Source organism: Olsenella sp. oral taxon 807, from assembly GCF_001189515.2.
Classification (GTDB): Bacteria; Actinomycetota; Coriobacteriia; order Coriobacteriales; family Atopobiaceae; genus Olsenella_F.
Window position 1 is genome coordinate 190,089 of the sequence record NZ_CP012069.2, and the last position, 18,923, is coordinate 209,011.

The 18,923-nt window shown below is 63.1% G+C and carries 15 protein-coding genes; 14 read left to right on the forward strand and 1 reads right to left on the reverse strand.

Features of this window, described 5'->3' with window-relative positions; all coding sequences use genetic code 11:
- Positions 1-4 precede the first annotated feature (4 nt).
- The 12 genes from ADJ70_RS00880 (at position 5) to ADJ70_RS00935 (ending at position 13,652) form a co-directional block, all read left to right on the forward strand.
- Entirely contained in the window at positions 5-448 is a 444-nt protein-coding gene (locus ADJ70_RS00880) for a 3-hydroxyacyl-ACP dehydratase FabZ family protein (protein ID WP_050342681.1), read from the forward strand.
- Positions 448-1,782, forward strand: a complete 1,335-nt coding sequence (locus ADJ70_RS00885; protein WP_050342682.1) for an acetyl/propionyl/methylcrotonyl-CoA carboxylase subunit alpha — start codon at positions 448-450, stop codon at positions 1,780-1,782. Before ADJ70_RS00880 ends, ADJ70_RS00885 begins: the two co-directional genes overlap by 1 nt.
- Positions 1,775-3,574, forward strand: a complete 1,800-nt coding sequence (locus ADJ70_RS00890) for an acetyl-CoA carboxylase carboxyl transferase subunit (RefSeq protein WP_050342684.1) — start codon at positions 1,775-1,777, stop codon at positions 3,572-3,574. Before ADJ70_RS00885 ends, ADJ70_RS00890 begins: the two co-directional genes overlap by 8 nt.
- Entirely contained in the window at positions 3,568-4,434 is an 867-nt protein-coding gene (locus ADJ70_RS00895; protein WP_050342686.1) for a DegV family protein, read from the forward strand. Before ADJ70_RS00890 ends, ADJ70_RS00895 begins: the two co-directional genes overlap by 7 nt.
- A gap of 6 nt (positions 4,435-4,440) precedes the next feature.
- The gene (locus ADJ70_RS00900) at positions 4,441-5,388 is read left to right on the forward strand and encodes a biotin--[acetyl-CoA-carboxylase] ligase (protein WP_050342687.1); all 948 of its coding nucleotides are present in this window, start codon (positions 4,441-4,443) and stop codon (positions 5,386-5,388) included.
- A 141-nt stretch (positions 5,389-5,529) separates the two neighbouring features.
- Positions 5,530-5,868, forward strand: a complete 339-nt coding sequence (locus ADJ70_RS00905; protein WP_050342689.1) for a PadR family transcriptional regulator — start codon at positions 5,530-5,532, stop codon at positions 5,866-5,868.
- On the forward strand, positions 5,868-6,422 hold the full coding sequence (locus tag ADJ70_RS00910) for a permease prefix domain 1-containing protein (protein ID WP_050342691.1): 555 nt from the start codon (positions 5,868-5,870) through the stop codon (positions 6,420-6,422). Before ADJ70_RS00905 ends, ADJ70_RS00910 begins: the two co-directional genes overlap by 1 nt.
- Positions 6,419-7,228, forward strand: a complete 810-nt coding sequence (locus ADJ70_RS00915; protein WP_050342693.1) for a DUF4097 family beta strand repeat-containing protein — start codon at positions 6,419-6,421, stop codon at positions 7,226-7,228. Before ADJ70_RS00910 ends, ADJ70_RS00915 begins: the two co-directional genes overlap by 4 nt.
- Positions 7,221-7,964, forward strand: coding sequence for a DNA alkylation repair protein (locus ADJ70_RS00920; RefSeq protein ID WP_083443710.1), 744 nt, complete (start codon positions 7,221-7,223; stop codon positions 7,962-7,964). The genes ADJ70_RS00915 and ADJ70_RS00920 overlap by 8 nt, the downstream gene beginning before the upstream one ends.
- Before the next feature lie 70 nt (positions 7,965-8,034).
- A complete protein-coding gene (locus tag ADJ70_RS00925) occupies positions 8,035-9,783 on the forward strand; it encodes a TerB N-terminal domain-containing protein (RefSeq protein WP_050342695.1) in 1,749 nt (582 codons plus the stop codon).
- Between the two features lie 92 nt (positions 9,784-9,875).
- Positions 9,876-11,228: an ATP-binding protein gene (locus ADJ70_RS00930; RefSeq protein ID WP_050344662.1), complete on the forward strand. Its 1,353-nt coding sequence runs from the start codon at positions 9,876-9,878 to the stop codon at positions 11,226-11,228.
- A gap of 18 nt (positions 11,229-11,246) precedes the next feature.
- On the forward strand, positions 11,247-13,652 hold the full coding sequence (locus tag ADJ70_RS00935; protein ID WP_050342697.1) for a DEAD/DEAH box helicase: 2,406 nt from the start codon (positions 11,247-11,249) through the stop codon (positions 13,650-13,652).
- On the opposite strand, the gene ADJ70_RS00940 is transcribed toward ADJ70_RS00935, so the two are convergent.
- Positions 13,639-14,472 (reverse strand): class I SAM-dependent methyltransferase, encoded by an 834-nt coding sequence (locus ADJ70_RS00940; RefSeq protein ID WP_050342699.1) that lies wholly within the window; start codon positions 14,470-14,472, stop codon positions 13,639-13,641. The two genes, ADJ70_RS00935 and ADJ70_RS00940, sit on opposite strands and share 14 nt — an antisense overlap.
- Before the next feature lie 619 nt (positions 14,473-15,091).
- Between ADJ70_RS00940 and ADJ70_RS00945 the strand changes: the two genes are divergently transcribed.
- Together ADJ70_RS00945 and ADJ70_RS00950 are read left to right on the forward strand one after the other, a co-directional pair.
- A complete protein-coding gene (locus tag ADJ70_RS00945; RefSeq protein WP_371256203.1) occupies positions 15,092-16,963 on the forward strand; it encodes an elongator complex protein 3 in 1,872 nt (623 codons plus the stop codon).
- A 138-nt stretch (positions 16,964-17,101) separates the two neighbouring features.
- Positions 17,102-18,187: a Gfo/Idh/MocA family protein gene (locus ADJ70_RS00950; protein ID WP_050342702.1), complete on the forward strand. Its 1,086-nt coding sequence runs from the start codon at positions 17,102-17,104 to the stop codon at positions 18,185-18,187.
- The last annotated feature ends 736 nt before the right edge of the window (positions 18,188-18,923 follow it).

Sequence of the window (18,923 nt, forward strand, 5' to 3'; positions counted from 1 at the left end):
TCACATGAACAGAACCGAGCTTGAGAAGATCCTTCCGCATCGTCCGCCGATGTTGCTCCTCGATGAGTCCGAGGTGGTGGATGGTGAGGCCCACGGCAGGCTGGCCATCCATGGGGACGAGTTCTTCCTCCAAGGCCACTTTCCCAATAACCCCATCGTTCCGGGCGTCATGCAGTGCGAGATGCTCGCCCAGAACTGCTGTGTTCTCATTGCGGGCAAGATGGAAGGCACTGGTAAGACGCCACTCTACACCGGCCTTGACAAGGTGCGCTTCAAGAGTTCCATCCGCCCGGGGGACACCATCGACCTCGTCTGCCGCCTGACACGCGAGCGCGCTCCCTTCTACTTCGCGGAGGGCGAGGCATCTGTCAACGGTCGCCTCTGCTGTAAGGCGAGCATGTCGTTCGCCTTGGTGGACGCCACGGAAACGAAAGGTGGCGAGCGCTAGTGTTTGAGAAGATCCTCGTTGCCAATCGTGGCGAGATCGCCGTGCGCGTCATTCGCGCCTGTAAGGAGATGGGCGTGCAGACCGTCGCGGTCTTTTCTACCGCAGACGCCGGGTCCTATCACGTGCAGGTCGCCGACGAGGCCTGGTGTATCGGGGGACCCCGCCCCGCAGACAGCTATCTCAACATGGATGCCATTATCACGGTGGCCGTCGAGTCTGGCGCGACGGCGATACACCCCGGCTACGGATTCCTCTCTGAGTCCGCTGAGTTCGCGCGCAAGTGCAGGGACTGCGGCGTCGTCTTCGTAGGTCCCTCGCCTGAGGTCATCGAATGCATGGGTGATAAGGACGAGGCCCGTCGCACGGCTAAGGCGGCGGGTGTCCCCATCGTGGAGGGTTCCGATCTTCTGAGCGATGCCGACGAGGCCGAGCGTGAGGCTAAGCGCATCGGCTTCCCGTTGCTCATCAAGGCCCGTGCCGGCGGCGGTGGCCGTGGTATCCGAAAGGTGGAGTCCCTAGAGAAGGTGCGCAGCTCCTTCCAGGAGGCTTCGAGCGAGGCCTCTTCCGCCTTCGGTGACGGTGGCTGCTACATGGAGCGTTTCATCTCGCCCGCCCACCACGTTGAGGTGCAGATCTTGGGCGACGCCCACGGTAACGTGGTCTCGCTCGGCGAGCGCGAGTGCTCCGTGCAGCGTCGCAACCAGAAGCTCCTCGAGGAGAGTCCCAGTCCCTCGATCACACAGGCGGTGCGCGAGCATATGCACCGGGCGGCTCGTGACCTCGCGCGCTCCGTGAACTACCTGGGCGTGGGCACGATCGAGTACCTCTACTCGGACAGTGACGAGACCTTCGCCTTCATGGAGATGAACACCCGTCTTCAGGTGGAGCATCCGGTGACCGAGTTTGTCTCGGGGCTTGATCTTGTGAAGTGGCAGCTGCGCGTGGCCGCCGAAAACGAGCTTGCCTTCACCCAGGACGATATCCACATACGCGGTCATGCCATCGAGTGCCGCCTCAACGCTGAGACACCCGACTTCTTGCCCTCCTGCGGTACCGTCGAGACCCTGCACATACCCGGTGGACCGTGGGTACGTTTTGACACGGCCCTCTATCAGGGTGTCACCGTACCACCGTACTACGACTCGATGCTCGGTAAGCTCATCGTGTTCGCTCCGACGCGCGAGGAGTGCGTGCGCAAGGCTCGCTCGGCCCTCGGCGAGTTCGTGGTGGAGGGCATCTCGGACAACTCCGAGTTGCAGCTGGACATACTCTCGAACGACGCGTTCATCTCGGGCATGTACCACACCAACCTCATGGAGCATCTGTATGAGTAGCAACAAGAAGAGCAAGAGCGCCAACGCCCTCGAGGGACCGGTCACGGAGGTCGAGGTTGAGGTACCGGTGCGTCAGGTGCTGGTGCGCTGTCCGGGCTGTCGTCATGCGACGAGCCAGGAGTCCATCTCCGAGAACCTCGAGGTCTGCCCGCGCTGCGGCCATCACTTTAGGATAGGCGCCCGCAAGCGCCTCGGCATGACTGTTGACGCCGGGAGCTTCCAAGAGATCGACGCCGCCCTCACGGCCCGGGACTTTCTTGGCTTTCCGGGCTACACAGAGAAGCTCGAGCAGGCGCGCGCCAGGTCATCGGAACCCGAGGGCGTCATTTGCGGTACGGCGACCATCGGCGGCTATCGCTGCGCCATCTTCGTGATGAACGGCGAGTTCATGATGGGTTCTATGGGTAGCGTCGTGGGCGAGAAGATCTGTCGCCTCTTCGAGCTGGCAACCGAGAGGCGCTTGCCCGTCGTGGGCTTCACCGTGTCGGGTGGCGCGCGCATGCAGGAGGGGACGACCTCCCTCATGCAGATGGCCAAGACCACGGGTGCCGTCCGTCGCCATAGTGACGCAGGGTTGCTCTATATCGCCGTGCTCACCGATCCCACCTCGGGCGGGGTCACGGCAAGCTTTGCCATGGAGGCCGACATCTGCCTGGCAGAGCCCGATGCCCTCGTTGCCTTCGCCGGTCCCCGTGTCATCGAGCAGACCCTGCACAAGCGCCTGCCTGCGGGCTTTCAGCGCTCGGAGTTCCAGCTTGAGCATGGTTTCGTTGACCGCATCGCTCAGCGCAGCGACCTGCCAGCAGAGCTTTCGCTGCTGCTTGCCCTCCACGGCGTCGAGCGGGTCGAGGGGGAGGGACCCTTCCTTCCCGTGATTCGCCTTGAGGGTAAGCGGGACGAGCGCCAGACCTCCTCGAGCTTCCTCGGCAACATTAAGGCCGCTGTGGGCGCCATCTCGGGGAACAAGCAGGTTGACCCCAAAAAGATCAAGGAGGCCGAAAAGGAGAAGGGCGCCTATGAACTTCTCGGCATCGTCCGTTCGGGTGAGCGCCCCACCGTGTTGCCCATTGCCGAGCAGGTCTTCGATGACTTCGTGGAACTGCACGGCGATCGCTACTTTGGTGATGACGGGGCTGTCGTGGGCGGCATCGCACGCTTGCGCGGACAGGTCGTGACCGTGATCGGTACCGAACGTGGGCGTGACACCAAGGAGCGGGTGCGTCGCAACTTTGGCTCGGCCAACCCAGAGGGCTATCGCAAGGCCCAGCGTCTCATGCACCAGGCCGAGAAGTTCGGCCGTCCTGTCATTTGCCTCGTTGACACCTCCGGGGCATTTTGCGGGATGGGGGCTGAGGAGCGGGGGCAGGGCGAGGCAGTGGCCCAGAGTCTCGTTGTGATGAGTGGCCTCAAGGTTTCCATTATCTCGGTGATCATGGGCGAGGGTGGCTCGGGCGGCGCGCTTGGGCTCGCACTTGCCAATCGCGTGCTCATGCTCTCGGGGGCAGTGTACTCCGTCGTGAGTCCCGAGGGCTGTGCGTCGATACTCTGGAAGACAGCCGATCGCGCGTCCGAGGCGGCCGATGCCCTCAAGATCCGCGCGACGGACCTCTGTGAGCTAGGCGTGGCCGACGGTATCATAGAGGATTATGACATCGGCAGCGAGGCGTTCGCCGATCGCCTTGCGGGGCGTCTCGTCGAGGAGCTGGAGCCACTCGAGAGGATGACCGCCGACGAGCTCGTCGATGCGAGGTACGAAAGGTTCCGTCGCATGGGAAAGGACGCGCTATGCTGACCATCGTTACCGAATCAAGCTCCGGGCTCACGAGGGACGAGGCCGAGGAGCTGGGCGTCACGCTCATCCCCACCTACTACAGCGTGGATGGAGTCACCCACAGGGAGCTCTACACCAACGAGTGCGGGAACTACCGGGAGTTTTTGCGTCCCGAGCTCACGATGCACACGGAGCCCGCCTTCCCGCAGGTCTACGTCGAGGCCTTCTCGAAGGCCTTTGCCCAAGGCAACGACGTGCTCTGCATCACGATATCATCGCGGCTCTCGGCGGGGTATCGCAGTGCGCTCAACGCCGAGAAGTTCTTCTATGGCGAGGAGATCGTCGACGAAGACACGCCTGGCGAGCGCCACGACGAGCTGCGCGTCATCGACTCGTACGCCGCTGGCTCCGCTCTCGAGCTCTTGGTCAGGACGGCCCGCGCTGCGGCGTATCGGGGGCTGAGCTTCGAGGAGATCGTGGCTGCGGTCGAGGCCAGGCGTGATCATATACACACGCTGTTCTCGGTACCCGACATGGCGGTCCTGCGTCGTAGTGGTCGCCTTACCAACACCCGTCGCTCCGTGACGGCAACGCTTGACCGCTTTCCGGTCTTTGAGCTTAAGCGCGGTGCCATCGCGACAGCTTGGGTGGCTCGCGGCACTGCGGGTATGGCAAAGACCATGCTGCTGCGTGTGCCTGCAGACGTAAAGCACCTGATGGTCGCCTATTACGGAGAAGATACCAAGGCCCTGCATCGCCTCGTTGACAGCATACATAGGCAGCGTCCCGATGCGTACGTCACCGTGAAGGATGGGGGTCCCGCACTCACCACGAACCTTGGTATCGGCGCGGTGTCGCTCATCTGGGACGACGGCGAATAGGCGTCTGTGGCGACCCGCTGCCCGCATGCGCTCATTCACCTTGCGAGGGTCGGCTCCACCAACGACTACGCGAAGGAGCACTACCGTCTCGGCGCGGGGCGCGATGTCCAAGCCGATGATCTGGCAGGTCCCCTGCTCGCGGCAGCGCGCTCTGCCGCAGCGGGGGGCCTGCCGCTTCCCGTTGATGTCGTCGTCGCAGACGAGCAGACGGCGGGGCGCGGACGGCTGGATCGCACGTGGCAGAGCAGGTCAGGCGAGACCCTCGTCGCGAGCCTCGTCGCCGCCGTTCCCGCTCGTATGCTCGTGGAGCTGGGTGGCGGGTGGCTTACGAGCGCCTGTGGGCTCGCCTGTTTGGATGGCCTGCGCGCCGTGCTGAGGCAGAGTGGTCTCGATGGCACCGTCGAGCCCCCCAACATCGAGTTGCCCGGGCCGTCCTTGGCGCTCAGACTCAAGTGGCCCAACGACCTCTTCTGCGGTGGTAAGAAGCTTGGAGGTATTCTCTGCGAGCTGGTGCCGGGTGCGTTGGCCCCCAACGGGGAGGACTTTGCCTGTGTCGTTTTGGGCATTGGCATAAACCTGCTTACACCGGCCGAGCGCCTGCCGCTTGCGACGGCGACCTCACTCGCGGTGGAGTTGGGGCCGGCCGCAGGGGCGCTGCCTGCCTTCGCGTGCCTGCGCGAGGACCTGCTCACCTCCATCGCGCGGGGTCTGGGCCAGCTGTTGGGTGAGCTTGTTGCGCATCCCGCCAAGACGACGGAGGCCCTCCTGCTCCGCCTGCGCGAGGAGAGCTGTACCCTTGGCAAACGCGTCGAGGTCAACTGTGGGGGCGACCGTCGTGTCACGGGGGTCGCACTCGACATCCTTCCAGACACCGCACTGCTCGTGAGGACCGATGCGGGCGAGGAGCTGCCCATCACCGCCGGGGACGTCGGTGTGCTGCCGATGGGTCCGTGACGTCAGCACGCGTTCTTACGTGGCGAGATCGTCGCTCGTACGCGCTGATCTCTTCCCCATCATCCTTTACATACTACGACAGCCATAGTATGATGAGCTCACGATATACCACGACAGACGTAGCTTAGACGGGAGGCAGAGATGGCGGGTATCAGCAGCGACGTCATCCGTGGGTACATCGACACGATGATACTCAGCCTGCTGTTGAAAGAGCCCTCGTATGGCTACGAGATATCCAAGCTCATCCGGCAGACGTCAGACGAGAAGTACGTCATCAAGGAGACGACGCTGTACTCCGCGTTCGCTCGGATGGAGAGAAACGACCTCGTGGAGTCGTTTTCTCAAGACGCCGCCAACGGGAAACGTCGCACCTACTACCGCATCACCGAGGCAGGCAGGAGCCACTATCGCTCGAAGTGCGAGGAATGGGAGCTCACAAAGGACGTCATAGAGCGATTCACGAAGGGGGAGAGCACCTGATGGATACCATCCTAGGCTACCTGGAGTCCATGTTCGCCACGCTGCCGGACACACCGGAGCTGCTCCGGGCGAAACGCGAGCTGGGACAGATGATGGAGGACAAGTACAGTGAGCTCATCGCGAAGGGCGCCAGCGAGAACGAGGCGATAGGCACCGTGATCTCCGAGTTCGGCAACCTAGACGAGGTCGCCCAGGCGCTTGGCATCGAGGATGCCATCAGTTCCTCCTCAGCCACAAAGCCAACGGGGCGGGCGCTCAGCTCCGACGAGGCCAAGACCCACCTCGCTGACTGCGGGAGGGCGCAGCACCCGGCAGTCTACCGTGAGTCTCCGCGTCCTGATAACCAGGTCGCCCAGGACATTCTGTCCCTCTTTTGGCCGACGGTTACCTGTATATATCTCATCTGGAGCTTTCTGACGTTCAGGTGGTACATCAGCTGGATCATCTGGCCCATAGCGGCAGTGATCGAGCGTGTGGTCCGCATGGCTCTTGGGAGCACGTCGTCCTCGAAGGTGCGAGAAAAGGATCGTGAGGTAGGGGGCGCATCGTCATGAGAAGTGGAAACTGGAAGAGAGTCTATCTGGGCGTGTTGGTGCTTGTGACGCTGGCCTGCATCATCGTGGGCAGCCTTCGCTTTGTGGAAGCGCATTCGTTCGGTGAGCCTCTGCCTGGCATGCCGGGCACGGAAAGAGGGAACAATGTGAGCTCGGTGGACGAGGACATCACAGAGACGTTCAATGGCGTTACCTTTGATGCGTCCCTTACGAACGTTACTATCGAGAGTGGTGGCTCCGCGCACATCAACTATAGCAACGGGGGCGGGCGCGACGAACGCTTCGACTATGCGGTCAAAGACGGTGTGCTCCACGTCAGCCAGACGACAGAGACGTCCCTGCGCGAACTCAAACGCACGGCGTCCACGATCACCATTACCATTCCTGAAACGGTACAGCTACGTGACCTCAGCGGCGTGACTGCGCTTGGGGACGTTCGCATCCTGGACGTGAACGTACGTCATGCGGATGTCAGCACGAACATGGGGAACCTGAGTGCCACGAGGCTCGGCTGTGTGTCCTGTTCTCTGCGTAGCGACATGGGTACGGTGAGCGCGAGCGACGTGAGCTTTGGAGATTCAATGGAACTCTCCGCAAACATGGGGAACGTCGAGCTGAGCGGGGTGGAGAACTTGCGTGAACTGAGGCTTGAGCTTTCGACCTCCATGGGTGGCATCATGGTCAACGGGCAGAGATCCCGGGCGGATACGCTCACCCAGGGCACAGGCACAAGGCGGTTGGTGGCCAAGGCGGACATGGGTGATGTCAGGATCAGTAGTCGGGAGGGGGACCTCGACCATGGCTAAGGCGGCGAAAGGCGGCGTGGTGGCAGCTCGGACGAGGGATGGGATCGTGGGTGAGCTATTTTGCCTGCAGGATGAGGCCTATGGGAACTTCCAGGCCCGCCTTATGCCGACGGTCGAGCGAGACCGTGTGATCGGTGTGCGCATGCCCGCGCTTCGCAAGCTGGCGAGGTCCCTCTCGCGTGAGTGCTCAACCAAGGCGTTTCTCAGGGAGCTGCCGCATCACTACTTTGAGGAAAATCAGCTCCATGCCCTCATCCTGAATGACGAGACCGACTTTGAGCGCTGCCTTGTGGAGGTTGAGCGCTTCTTGCCTCATATTGACAACTGGGCCACCTGCGACGCTCTCTCGCCCAAGGCCTTCTCCAGGGAGGCAGAGCGGCTCTTGCCATACATTGACAGCTGGATCGATACGGGCGAGGCCTACACCCAGCGCTTTGCTTTGGGCCTGCTCATGCGGCATTTCCTGGACGAGCGCTTTGATCCTGTGCAGTTTAGAAGGGTTGCTGACCTGAGGTCCGAGGAGTACTACGTGCGCATGATGGTTGCCTGGTACTTTGCGACGGCGCTTGCCAAGCAGTGGGAGGCTGCGCTACCCTACGTAGAGGCGCATCGGCTTCCGGATTGGGTACACAACAAGACGATCCAGAAGGCGTGCGAGAGTTTTCGCGTGAGTGACGAGCACAAAGCGCGGCTGCGCTCCCTGAGGCTGGGCCGAAAGGTTCGTAACGGCAGCTGATTTGTGCGCCGAGGTGACTCTGGCTGGTGTATACTTACGAACATGCGTACGCTCACGATAAGGGAGGCGCGTGTCTCGGGCAGAGAAGATAATCCGTCAGGTGATCGAGGAGCTGAGCCCCAGGCAGGGGGAGGTTGTCAGCGGTGGCACCTACGAGGACGAGCCCATTCTAAGAACGGGCCGTCAGCTGTTGGAGGCGCAGCTGGCCACAAATCGACAGACTCAGCGCTTGGATCGGCCCCGTTCGCCACAGCAGGAGAGGGAGGCGTCCTTGTCCTCATCAAAAAGGGTTCCATCGCAGATCAAGGCGATGCGCGCGCTCGCCAAGGGCCGTGGGCGGCAGCGCGGTTACTACCAGGGAGGCGCAGAGCTCTTCTTCAAGCAGGCGGTCCTCATGGAGGACTATACCGATGACTGTCCCTTTACGGGCAATTTCGTGAGCTACTATCCAACCTACGAGAGCATGCCCGACCAGGTGCTGCGCGGTTACTTCTATTGGCGCACGCGCTTTCGCAAGGGACGGACACCCCGCGCGCCACTGGCATTTCTCTTCGTCCATATATACGAGCTTCTCTGCGGCGTCGGGGTAACGCCGGGGGAAGATGGCCTACGAGAGCTGACACGGATCTATCACGCCTACCACGAGGATCTGGGGTGTCGTGCCCTTGAGTCCTACCTGCCGCACTGGATGAGGGACTACGCCATCTATCATGGCCTCGACCTTTCGTCCTGCGAGTCGGCAGACCTCATGCCCAGTTCCTGGGGACACGCCCTGCGGGCTGTGAGCGTGCTGCGTCAGGCGCAAGAGGCGCTTCTCTCACAGAAGTCCCCGGCGCTATGGGACGATGCGACGCCGGAACTGCCGCCCGTGAGTGAGTTTATATCCGCCCTCGAGGAGGTCTCGGCCTACCACATCGCGAAGTCTCGGGCCATGCGACTCCATGCGAGCGAGCTTGAGGAGATCCTGTGCGCCATCTTCGCTCATCTCGTTGACCACTGCAGGCGCCGCCGCAAGACGAGCTTCGTGGATGGGCTCTTTGGCCTCGAGTATAGCTATCCTTACCTGATGTTCTCGTCTGCCGTATTCTGGGAGCGCGAGCCTCATCCAGACGTGACGGTCAAGTTGCCGACGGGGGAGACCTACCTGTGCAAGGACTCTCGCTGGTGGGTGGCAAGTCCCTGCGACGAGCGACTGCCGAGCCGTGGGTTAGGGCTCATCCTGCACACGGCAGATCGCCTTCTGCGCGAGCATGCGGGCGACCTGCCCTCGCTCAAACCGCGCAAGGCCCCCAAGTACCTGCTCAAGATCGTAGACGAGGAAGTTACGGCCTGCCTAGAGAGGCGCGAGGCCATCAAAGCCGCGCAGGTGCACATCGACCGCAGCAAGCTGGGCGGCATACGGGTGGCGGCGGGACGCACGCGCGAGGCGCTGCTCGTAGACGAGGAACGCGAGGAGCGCGAGGAGCTGGCACCACACATGAGGTCGCAACTGGCGCCCACCAATGTCGTGGCGACCGTCGGGGAGGGGCAGAAGTCGCCTTCGCCAGAGCTAGGCCTCACGCCGGGGCCAAGCGACGGCGCCTCTTGCCCAGGGGCCGTTGTCCTCACCACCGTACAGAGGCAGATTCTACGCGGGCTTCTTGACGGTAGCCTGGACGTGGGCGCCCTCGAGCAGACGGGAATCATGGTGTCGCTTGAGACTGATATGATAAACGAGCGGTTCCTCGACCTGGTGGGTGATACCGTGATCGAGGTAGACGAAGACGCTCCGCACCTCGTTGAGGATTACGTCGAGGACGTGAGGGAGGTCCTTCTGTGAGCAAGGCAAAAAGAAGCGGGGCCTCGCCTCGCGCGGGCGCAACAAAGGCTGCCCCCGACGCGTCACCGGCCACCGCAGCGGCTTGTCCACGCGTGCCCAAGCGCATCGCGACCGTGATCGTGAACTCGCTCAAGGGTGGGGTCGTGCCGCGCGTGGGTCTGCCCTACATAACGGTGGGTCGTGAGGCCGAGATCGCGGCCCTCCTTCGCGACCTCGAGATCGTGGCAGATGGTGGTGCGTCCTGCCGTTTTGTGGTGGGGCGCTACGGGAGTGGCAAGAGCTTCCTTCTGCAGACGATACGCAACCACGCGATGGGCAGAAACTTCGTGGTCGCAGATGCCGACCTCTCGCCGGAGCGACGCCTGCAGGGCTCGAAGGGACAGGGCCTCGCCACCTATCGCGAGCTCATCGGCAATCTCTCCACAAAGACACGGCCCGAGGGCGGGGCGCTTTCGCTGGTGCTGGACCGCTGGATCTCGGGCGTGCAGTCTGAGGTCGCGGCGGCAGGCACGTCACCGGCCGACGCATCCTTTGCCGACGAGGTCGAGCGGCGCATCCATGCGGTGATCCTCGAGCTGCAAGAGATGGTCCACGGCTTCGACTTCGCCAAGCTCCTCTCGGCGTACTTTCGCGCCCATATAGAGGCGGATGACGAGACCAAGGCGTCAGTCATCAAGTGGTTTCGCGCGGAGTACCGCACCAAGGCCGAGGCCCGAAGCGAGCTGGGTGTGAGCGTCATCATCACCGATGCCGACTGGTACGACTACCTCAAGCTCTTCGCGCGCTTCCTGCGTGGCGCGGGCTACGAGGGCCTGGTCGTGCTCGTGGACGAGCTCGTGAACCTGTACAAGATCCCCAACGCGATCAGCCGCCAGTACAACTATGAGAAGATACTGACAATGTACAATGACACGCTCCAGGGCAAGGCCTCCTACCTGGGCATCATCATGAGTGGTACGCCGCAGTGCGTCGAGGACCGCAGGCGTGGGCTCTATTCGTACGAGGCGCTGCGAAGCCGCCTCACGCAGGGGCGCTTTGGGCGTGAGGGTATGGTGGACCTCCTCGCTCCCGTGATTCGCCTGACCCCCCTCACGCCCGAGGAGTTGCTGATCCTCGTCGAGAAGCTCGCGGACATCCATGCGGGACTCTTTGGCTATGAGCGCAGGCTTATGGAGGATGACCTCGCACGCTTCTTGGAGATCGAGCTCTCGCGCGTGGGAGCAGACACGCTCGTGACGCCGCGAGAGGTGATCCGCGACTTCATCGAGATGCTCGATATCATGCTGCAGGATCCCGGCGTGACGGTTGAGGGGCTTTTGGGCTCGGACAGCTTCGTGCACGCGACGGCGAGTGAGGGTGCGGGTGAGGTCGCGGCAGGTGGCTCAGGTGGCGGTCCCACCGACGCTTCCGACGTCGCGCCTGGCTATGCCGAGTTCACGATCTAGCGCAAGACGGGCAGTGACATGGCCAACCCCCGCGTCTTCGACAGGTATGCGCCGTTCGTGCGCGACTTCGTGTACGAGCACGACTGGGAGTCATTGCGAGCCATTCAGGTCGCGGCAGCAGACGCGATCTTCAACACCGATGCCAACGTGCTCCTTAGTTCCTCGACCGCCTCGGGCAAGACCGAGGCCGCGTTCTTTCCCATCCTCACAAGCCTCTGGGAGGATCCGCCGGCCACGGTGGGCTGCATCTATGTGGGACCTCTGAAAGCCCTGATAAACGATCAGTTCTACCGCCTTGTGGACCTCTGTGAGGAGGGGGGTATCGCCGTTTGGCACTGGCATGGCGACGTCTCGGCCTCGCACAAGGCGCGCCTCATGAAGCGTCCCTCTGGCATCCTGCAGATCACGCCCGAGTCCCTTGAGGCTATGCTACTTCACCGCCACGCGGCCATTCCCAAGCTCTTTGGGGACCTGCGCTTCGTCGTGGTGGACGAGGTGCACTCGCTGCTGCGCGGCGATCGTGGGGCGCAGACGCTCTGTTTGATCGAGCGGCTCTCTCGTATGGCCGGCGTGCGGCCCAGACGCATCGGCCTCTCCGCGACGATCGGCGACACCGAGGCGACAGCGCGCATCCTCGGTGCGGGATCGATGCACGACACTGTGGTGCCGCAGGTCAAGGAGGCAGGTCAGACATGGCGCCTTTCGATGGAGCACTTCTATAGCTACGGGCCTCAGGCAGCCGAGCGGGTTACGGAGAAGCGCTCGCACGGGATGGGCGTGACAGGTGCGTCCATACACGTTGACGCCATCGTCGAGCGCATCGATGGGGACGGCGAGCCACCTCTCGCCGATATCGCGAGGCGTCCGGCTGTGGTGTCGACCACGCTCGTCTCACCCTCGCAGGGGGAGCTTGTCGCAGACATCACGGACAGCGCGCCCCAGGACGCAGACCCTGGTCTCGCCTACGTCTTCGAGCATACGCGTGGCCGCAAGTGCCTGGTCTTCTCTAACTCGCGCGAGGAGTGCGAGGAGGTCACGTCCACCCTGCGCTCCTACTGCGAGAGGAGCGGTGAGCCAGACCGCTTCCTTGTCCACCACGGCAACCTGTCATCGAGCCTTCGCAAGTCTGCCGAGGAGCTGATGCGCGACGAGGAGGTGGCGCTCACCACCTGCACGACGGCGACCCTCGAGCTTGGCATCGATATCGGGCGGCTCGAGCGTGCCTTCCAGATGGACGCACCCTTTACCGTCTCGGCCTTCCTGCAGCGCATGGGTCGTACGGGCCGACGTGGCCAGCCTCCCGAGATGTGGTTCGTGATGCGCGAGGATCCCAGCGAGCCCCGCGCGCTCCTGCCCGAGACCCTTCCCTGGAAGTTGCTCCAGGGCATCGCGCTCATCCAACTCTATCGAGAGGAGCGCTGGGTCGAGCCGCCGCGCGAGGGGCGCAGGCATTACAGCCTGCTCTATCACCAGACCATGGCTACGCTGGCCTCCTGCGGAGAGCAGAGTCCTGCGGTGCTGGCGGGGCGCGTCCTCTCGCTTGCGCCCTTTGCCAACGTGAGCCAGGATGACTACCGAGTGCTACTTCGCCACCTCATCGATACCGAGCAGATCGAGAGGACCGAGACCGGTGGCCTCATCGTCGGACTCGCGGGCGAGCGCGTGTGCAACAACTTCCGCTTCTACGGCGTCTTTGTCGAGAGCGAGGAGTACCGGGTGCGCTGCGAGAGCCAGGAGCTGGGCACAGTGGTGCAACCGCCGCCCGCAGGCGAGAAGCTCGCCATCGCCGGTCACGTCTGGATCGTCGAGGAGGTCGACCACCGTCACCGCTTGGTCTATGTGACACAGGTCAAGGGCAAGGTGCCCGCGTACTTTGGCGAGTGTCCTGGCGACATACACACGAGGATTCTCGAGCGCATGCGTGGCGTGCTCGCAGAGCAGCGTGATTACCCCTACCTCGGGCCAAATGCGCGCGCAAGGCTCGCCGCCGCCCGCTCCCAGGCCGTGGCCGCAAACATCACGCAAAAGACCCTCATCAATGTGGGCGGAGATACCTGGGCACTCTTCCCGTGGCTTGGGACGTACGCGTTTCTCGCCCTGGAGCGCGTGATCAAGCTCAAGCTGGCATCGCGTTTGGGCATCAAGGGCGTCGACGTGAGCCGTCCTTACTTCATCCAGTTCAGGATGGCCGCGACACCCAAGGAGTTCCTCTCTGCGCTCGAGGGCGTCTTCCTGGCAGAGCTGGACCCCATGAGCCTACTTTTTCCCGGCGAACTTCCCACCTTTGACAAGTACGACGAGTTTCTGCCTCCCGAACTCGTGCGAAAGGGCTTTGCCGAGGGTACGCTCGATATCGAGGGCGCCCGCGAGCGAGTGCTCGGCTGGAGCGGGGATGCGAGCTTCAGCAGGCTCAGCTCCTCGTGAGCACAAGATAGGAGTTGAGGTCACCCGCCTTGCCGTCTGCGCAAAATCGTGCGGTGAGCTCTGCTGTGCCTTGGGCAGCCCGCACCAGCCGGTCAATCTCTTCCTCGTCGAAGTGGTGGCAGTAGCGCCAGGTGTCGGGCCTGCCCTGCCAACCAAGCAGGTAGTCACCCTTGTCCAGCTCTTTCTCGCTCAGGCCGAGCGACCTAAGCCCTGCGCGGGTCGACTCACGGGCACGTCTGGCGATCCGCCTGTCGGACATGGGGCGCCAGAGCGAGACGCAGCACAAGCCGCCAGTCCGGGTGTAAGAGAGCAGCTCCTGCAGGAGCCTTCGACGTGCCTCGGTAGTGGGCACATGGTGGAAAAAGCCAAAGCAGGCAACGAGGTCCGCCGCGCCCCCTTCGAGCCGCACCCCGAGGTCTTCCTCAAGTACTCCGAGGTCTTCCCCGGGCGCCTCGAGGTCTCCCTCAAGCTTTTTGTCAAGAAGTGTGCCCACGACATCGAGGTCCTGGAGCGTCACGTCCCAGCCCTCGGGCAGCCGCACGCCTCTTGCAAGCATGGGGCAGCTGTCGATGCCGTGGTAGGAGACCCTCACGCCCGGTAACCTCTCGGCCAGGTAACGCGCGAGGCGCAAATTGCCAGAGGCCACATCTAAGACACGCACGCCTCCGTATCGCGGGAGCGCGCCCGTCGTATGCCCAATGCAAAGACAGCGCTCCCAGCCAGGCCAGGCTGTCTGCCTCGTCTGATCAAAGGAGCGGGCGTTGTCGCGGTAGAAGCTTTCGTTCAGGCGGTTCATGCGACGTGCGACCTCTGGTGTCATGTTTCGTACGTCCTTCTCCTGCCGTTCCCGTATCCCATCTCTGTCCCATTCTGTCCGTCGTGACGCCACCGTAGCCCGCCCCCACCGTAGCCCGCCCCCACCGTAGCCCGCCCCCACCGTAGCCCGTGCGCGTGACGGGGCGGCTGGTACGGACGTCGCTTTGACGTGCGTGGCGATAAGACCCGTCACGATCGTAGCGCTAATCACTCGTCCATCGCCCGGACCGTGCCGCTATCGCCCAGACCGTGCCGCTATCGCCCAGACCGCGCCACTCGGCGCCACCGAGTGTACGATAAACATGCCACTCGCCGTCATCGAGTGGCACAAGATCTTCCGGCAACTGCGCATATGTCGATCCACGTGCCACTCGACGCTACTGAGTGCGCGATGCGCGTGCCACTCGATGGTACCGAGTGCGACACTGTGGATATGCGGGGACAGGGCAGCCATCATATCCCACGCGGATGCGGCGTCCTCGCGTGTAGTTGTCACTCAAATTATACAGGATAATCTCAGGATGCTGCTCTATAGGCTCGACAAGCCCCAAAACCTGCCGTCCCCTGGTCGGCAGCTCTAAGCTCTATAATGGCAGACCATGGAAGAGCTACTCTTGGACATAGTGACGCACCTGCGCGAGCTGCCCGAGGGCGTGGACCCAAAGGCTGCGGTCAAGCTTGAGGGCATCGTGCGCGAGCACAACCGTGGCATCCTTGGCAACGCCCGCCACCTCTCGAAGCGCCGTCTGCTGCCCTTCTACCTGCACGTCAAGCAGGAGGATCCCGAGCGCTGGCGAGCCTGGGGCATCGACGCCGCGCTCGAGCGGCGCCTGCTGGGTGTCCTTCGCGTGAAGCCGCGCCGCACGGCGTCGGGTGTCGCGACCATCACGGTCATCACGCGTCCCCATCCCTGCTCGGGCGACTGCGTGTACTGTCCTTGTGACCTGCGCATGCCTAAGAGCTACCTTTGGAGCGAGCCTGCCTGCCGACGTGCCGAGAAGAACTACTTTGACCCCTATCTCCAGGTCTCGACGCGCCTGCGCGCACTCGACCAGATGGGTCACGCCACGGACAAGGTCGAGCTCATCGTGCTGGGCGGCACATGGACCGACTACTCCCACCCGTACCAGATATGGTTCGTGCGAGAGCTCTTTCGTGCGCTCAACGAGTGGCCCGCACCCTGGGACAGGCTCCGCGAGCGATATGCGTTCTATCGCGACCTGGGCATCTCGAACTCGGCCGACGAGATTGCGCGCCTCGTGGCTGCAGAGCAAGCGAGGGTCGAGGCGGGCGAGGAGAGTTACAACGAGGGCTTCGCGCGTCTCTATGGTGGGGGCGAGGCGTGTGCTGCGGCCGGTGAGTCTGGCGCCATGTCTGGCACGGGAGCTCGCTCGCCTTTCTGGGAGGCGTCTCGTCACATGGCGGCGAGCCTGGGCGAGCTTGCGGTCGAGCAGCGGCGCAACGAGACGGCGGCCCATCGTGTGGTGGGTCTTGTGATCGAGACGAGACCTGATACGATAGACCCCGCCAAGCTCAGGCTCATGCGAAGGCTTGGCTGTACGAAGATCCAGCTTGGCATCCAGTCCACGCGCCAGGAGCTGCTTGACGCCAACCGGCGTCTCATGGACGTCTCTCAGATCAGACGTGCGTTCTCGCTCATCAGGCTCTTTGGCTTCAAGATCCACGCGCACTTCATGGTGAACCTCCTCGGTTCGACGCCCGAGGACGACAAGGCTGACTTTCGAGCCTTCGTTAGCGACCCAGGCTTTTTGCCCGATGAGATAAAGCTCTATCCCTGCTCGCTCGTCGCGGGCACGCGGCTCGTCAGCGAGTACGAGCGAGGGCGCTGGCGTCCCTACACCGAGGGCGAGCTTCTGGACGTGCTCGTGGCCGACACGCTGGTGACGCCCCCTTATGTCCGCATCTCCCGCATGATCCGTGACATCAGCGCCGAGGACATCCTCGTGGGTAACAAGAAGGCGAACCTGCGACAGATGGTTGAGGGCGAAATCGCCCGTCTGGGCCTTGCGGGGGACGTCCGTGACATACGCTTTCGCGAGATCGCGCATAAGTCGCTTGATCTAGAGGCCCTGCACATCCACGACTATGGCTATCGTACGGCCACCACGCACGAGCATTTCCTCGAGTGGGTCACACCAAAAGACCGCATAGCGGGCTTTTTGCGCCTCTCGCTTCCGTGTTGGGACGAGCTCGCCTCGGGTGTGCTCGATGTTCACGCAGACGAGCTTCCTGTGCGTCCAAACGAGGCGATGATCCGAGAGGTTCACGTCTACGGCCAGGTCGCTCACCTGGGCAGGGCGGACTCGTCCTCGCAGCACAGGGGTCTTGGTCGCGAGCTCGTGGAGCGTGCCTGCAACGTCGCTCGCGCCGCAGGCTACGGCTGCGTCAACGTGATCAGCTCTGTGGGCACGCGTGAGTACTACCGTCGCCTAGGCTTTGCGGACGTAGGCCTCTACCAGCGTCGGGAGCTTTGAGCTTTTTAGGGGGCGTAGGGCCACGGCCAGCTGCGGGTGGCGAGCCTAAAGGGGGCTCGGTCCCCTCTGCTACACTGGTGTCCGAGGCCCAGCTACAAGGGGGCTCGCTCGCTAGCGGAGAAGGCGGAGGGGGAAGGCATGTCAGACATACGTATCGCCACCATAGGGTCCAGCGCCATTACCGAGCGCTTTATCGATGCGCTTGCAAAGGTCGATGGCGTCAGCTATGTTGCCGCCTACTCGCGTGATCTTACCAGGGCGCGGGCATTTGGCGAGCCACACGGTGCCACGTGCTTCTTTGACAGCCTAGGAGAGCTCGTCTCGAGTGACGCCGTCGATGCCGTCTACGTTGCCTCTCCCAATGGCCTTCACGCTGCACAGGCCCTGCGCTGCGTTAAGGCAGGCAAGCACGTGTTGGTCGAGAAGGCCTTCGCCGCCAACGAACGGCTTGCCCGCGAGCTGTTTGACGCGGCGCATGCCTCGGGCGTCGTCGCCCTCGAGGCCATGCGCAATCTTCATACCGAGGGCTTCGCGGCGATCGAGCGCAATCTCGGGCGCTTGGGTGCGCTCAGGCAGGCCACACTGCGCTTTGGCAAGGTGACCTCCCGCATCAAGCGTCTCAATGCGGGCGAGTACGTGAGCCAGTTCGATCCCGCGCTGGCTTCTGGGGCACTCGTGGACATTGGCGTCTATGTGGTCGAGCCGGCGATTGCCCTCTTTGGTAGGCCCGATCGCGTGAGGGCGTCACTTGTGACAATACCGGTTCCTTGGGGCGGAGACGAACCATATGTGACTGTTGACCTTGCAGGCTGTATCGTCTTGGAGTATGCGGATAAGGTCGTGGAGCTTGCCTATAGCAAGGTGGGCGACGACCTGCTTGCGTCCCAGGCCATGGGGGATGCGGGCACGCTCATCTGGGATGCCACCAACTGCCCGCGCAAGGTCACGTTCATCGCTCACGAGGACGTGGGCATGGCGTACGCGACGGTGGGTGGCGCAAAGGAAGAGATTCCCGTCAGCGTCCCCGAAAACGACATGGTCTGCGAGATCGAGCTCTTCCGCGATGCGGTTGGGGGAGTTACCGGCGCGCTTGAGCGCGTCGGGCGCTTCGAGCAGGTCACCATCGATTCCCTGGCCGTCATGGATGAGGTCCGCGCCCAGGCGGGCGTGCGCTACCCCCATGACGAGGAGGGCTCGGCTGCGGGTGTGCTCGCGCCCATGTGAGGACAGGGCGCTCGAGCGAGGATGGGGCGCTCGGCGGGCGCGGGCGTCGACTCAATGAGCCGAGAGGCACCCTGGCCCCATCCCTCACGCAAAGCCGCACTCTGCCACCTGCGCCTCACGGAAAAGCGCACTCTGCCCCCTGCGCCTCACGGAAAAGCGCATTCTGCGATCTCCAGATCGCACAGACTGCGCCTTTCCGTCACGCTGCGGCGCCCGAGAGGTGTGGGGCAACCACCCGCCAGGCTGCGGGGCACTATGGAGAATGGCTCAACTGGGCAAATGCGCTCGAGCAACCCCCCGCCAGCCTGCGGGGCGGCTTGCGCGAGGGTCCGCAGATCTCGGTTTGAGCTTGACCTCACGGAAAGGCGCACTCTGCCCGACCTGCGGACCCCAGAATGCGCTTTTCCGTCACGACGCGACCGCAGAATGCGTCTTTCCGTGAGGGTGCCGGCACAGAGTGCGCTTTTTCGTAGAATGCGCCTTTTCTCACCTGGGCAAACGTGGCGCCGCCTCACGGAAAAGCGCACTCTGCAACCTACGCCTCACGGAAAAGCGCAGTCTGCAACCTACGCCTCACGAAAAGGCACACTCTGCGATTCCCAGATCGCACAGACTGCGCCTTTCCGTCACGTCGCGGCGCCCGAGAGGTGTGGGGCAACCCCCCCGCCAGGCTGTGGGGCACTATGGAAAATGGCTCAACTGGGCAAATGCGCTCGAGCAACCCCCCGCCAGGCTG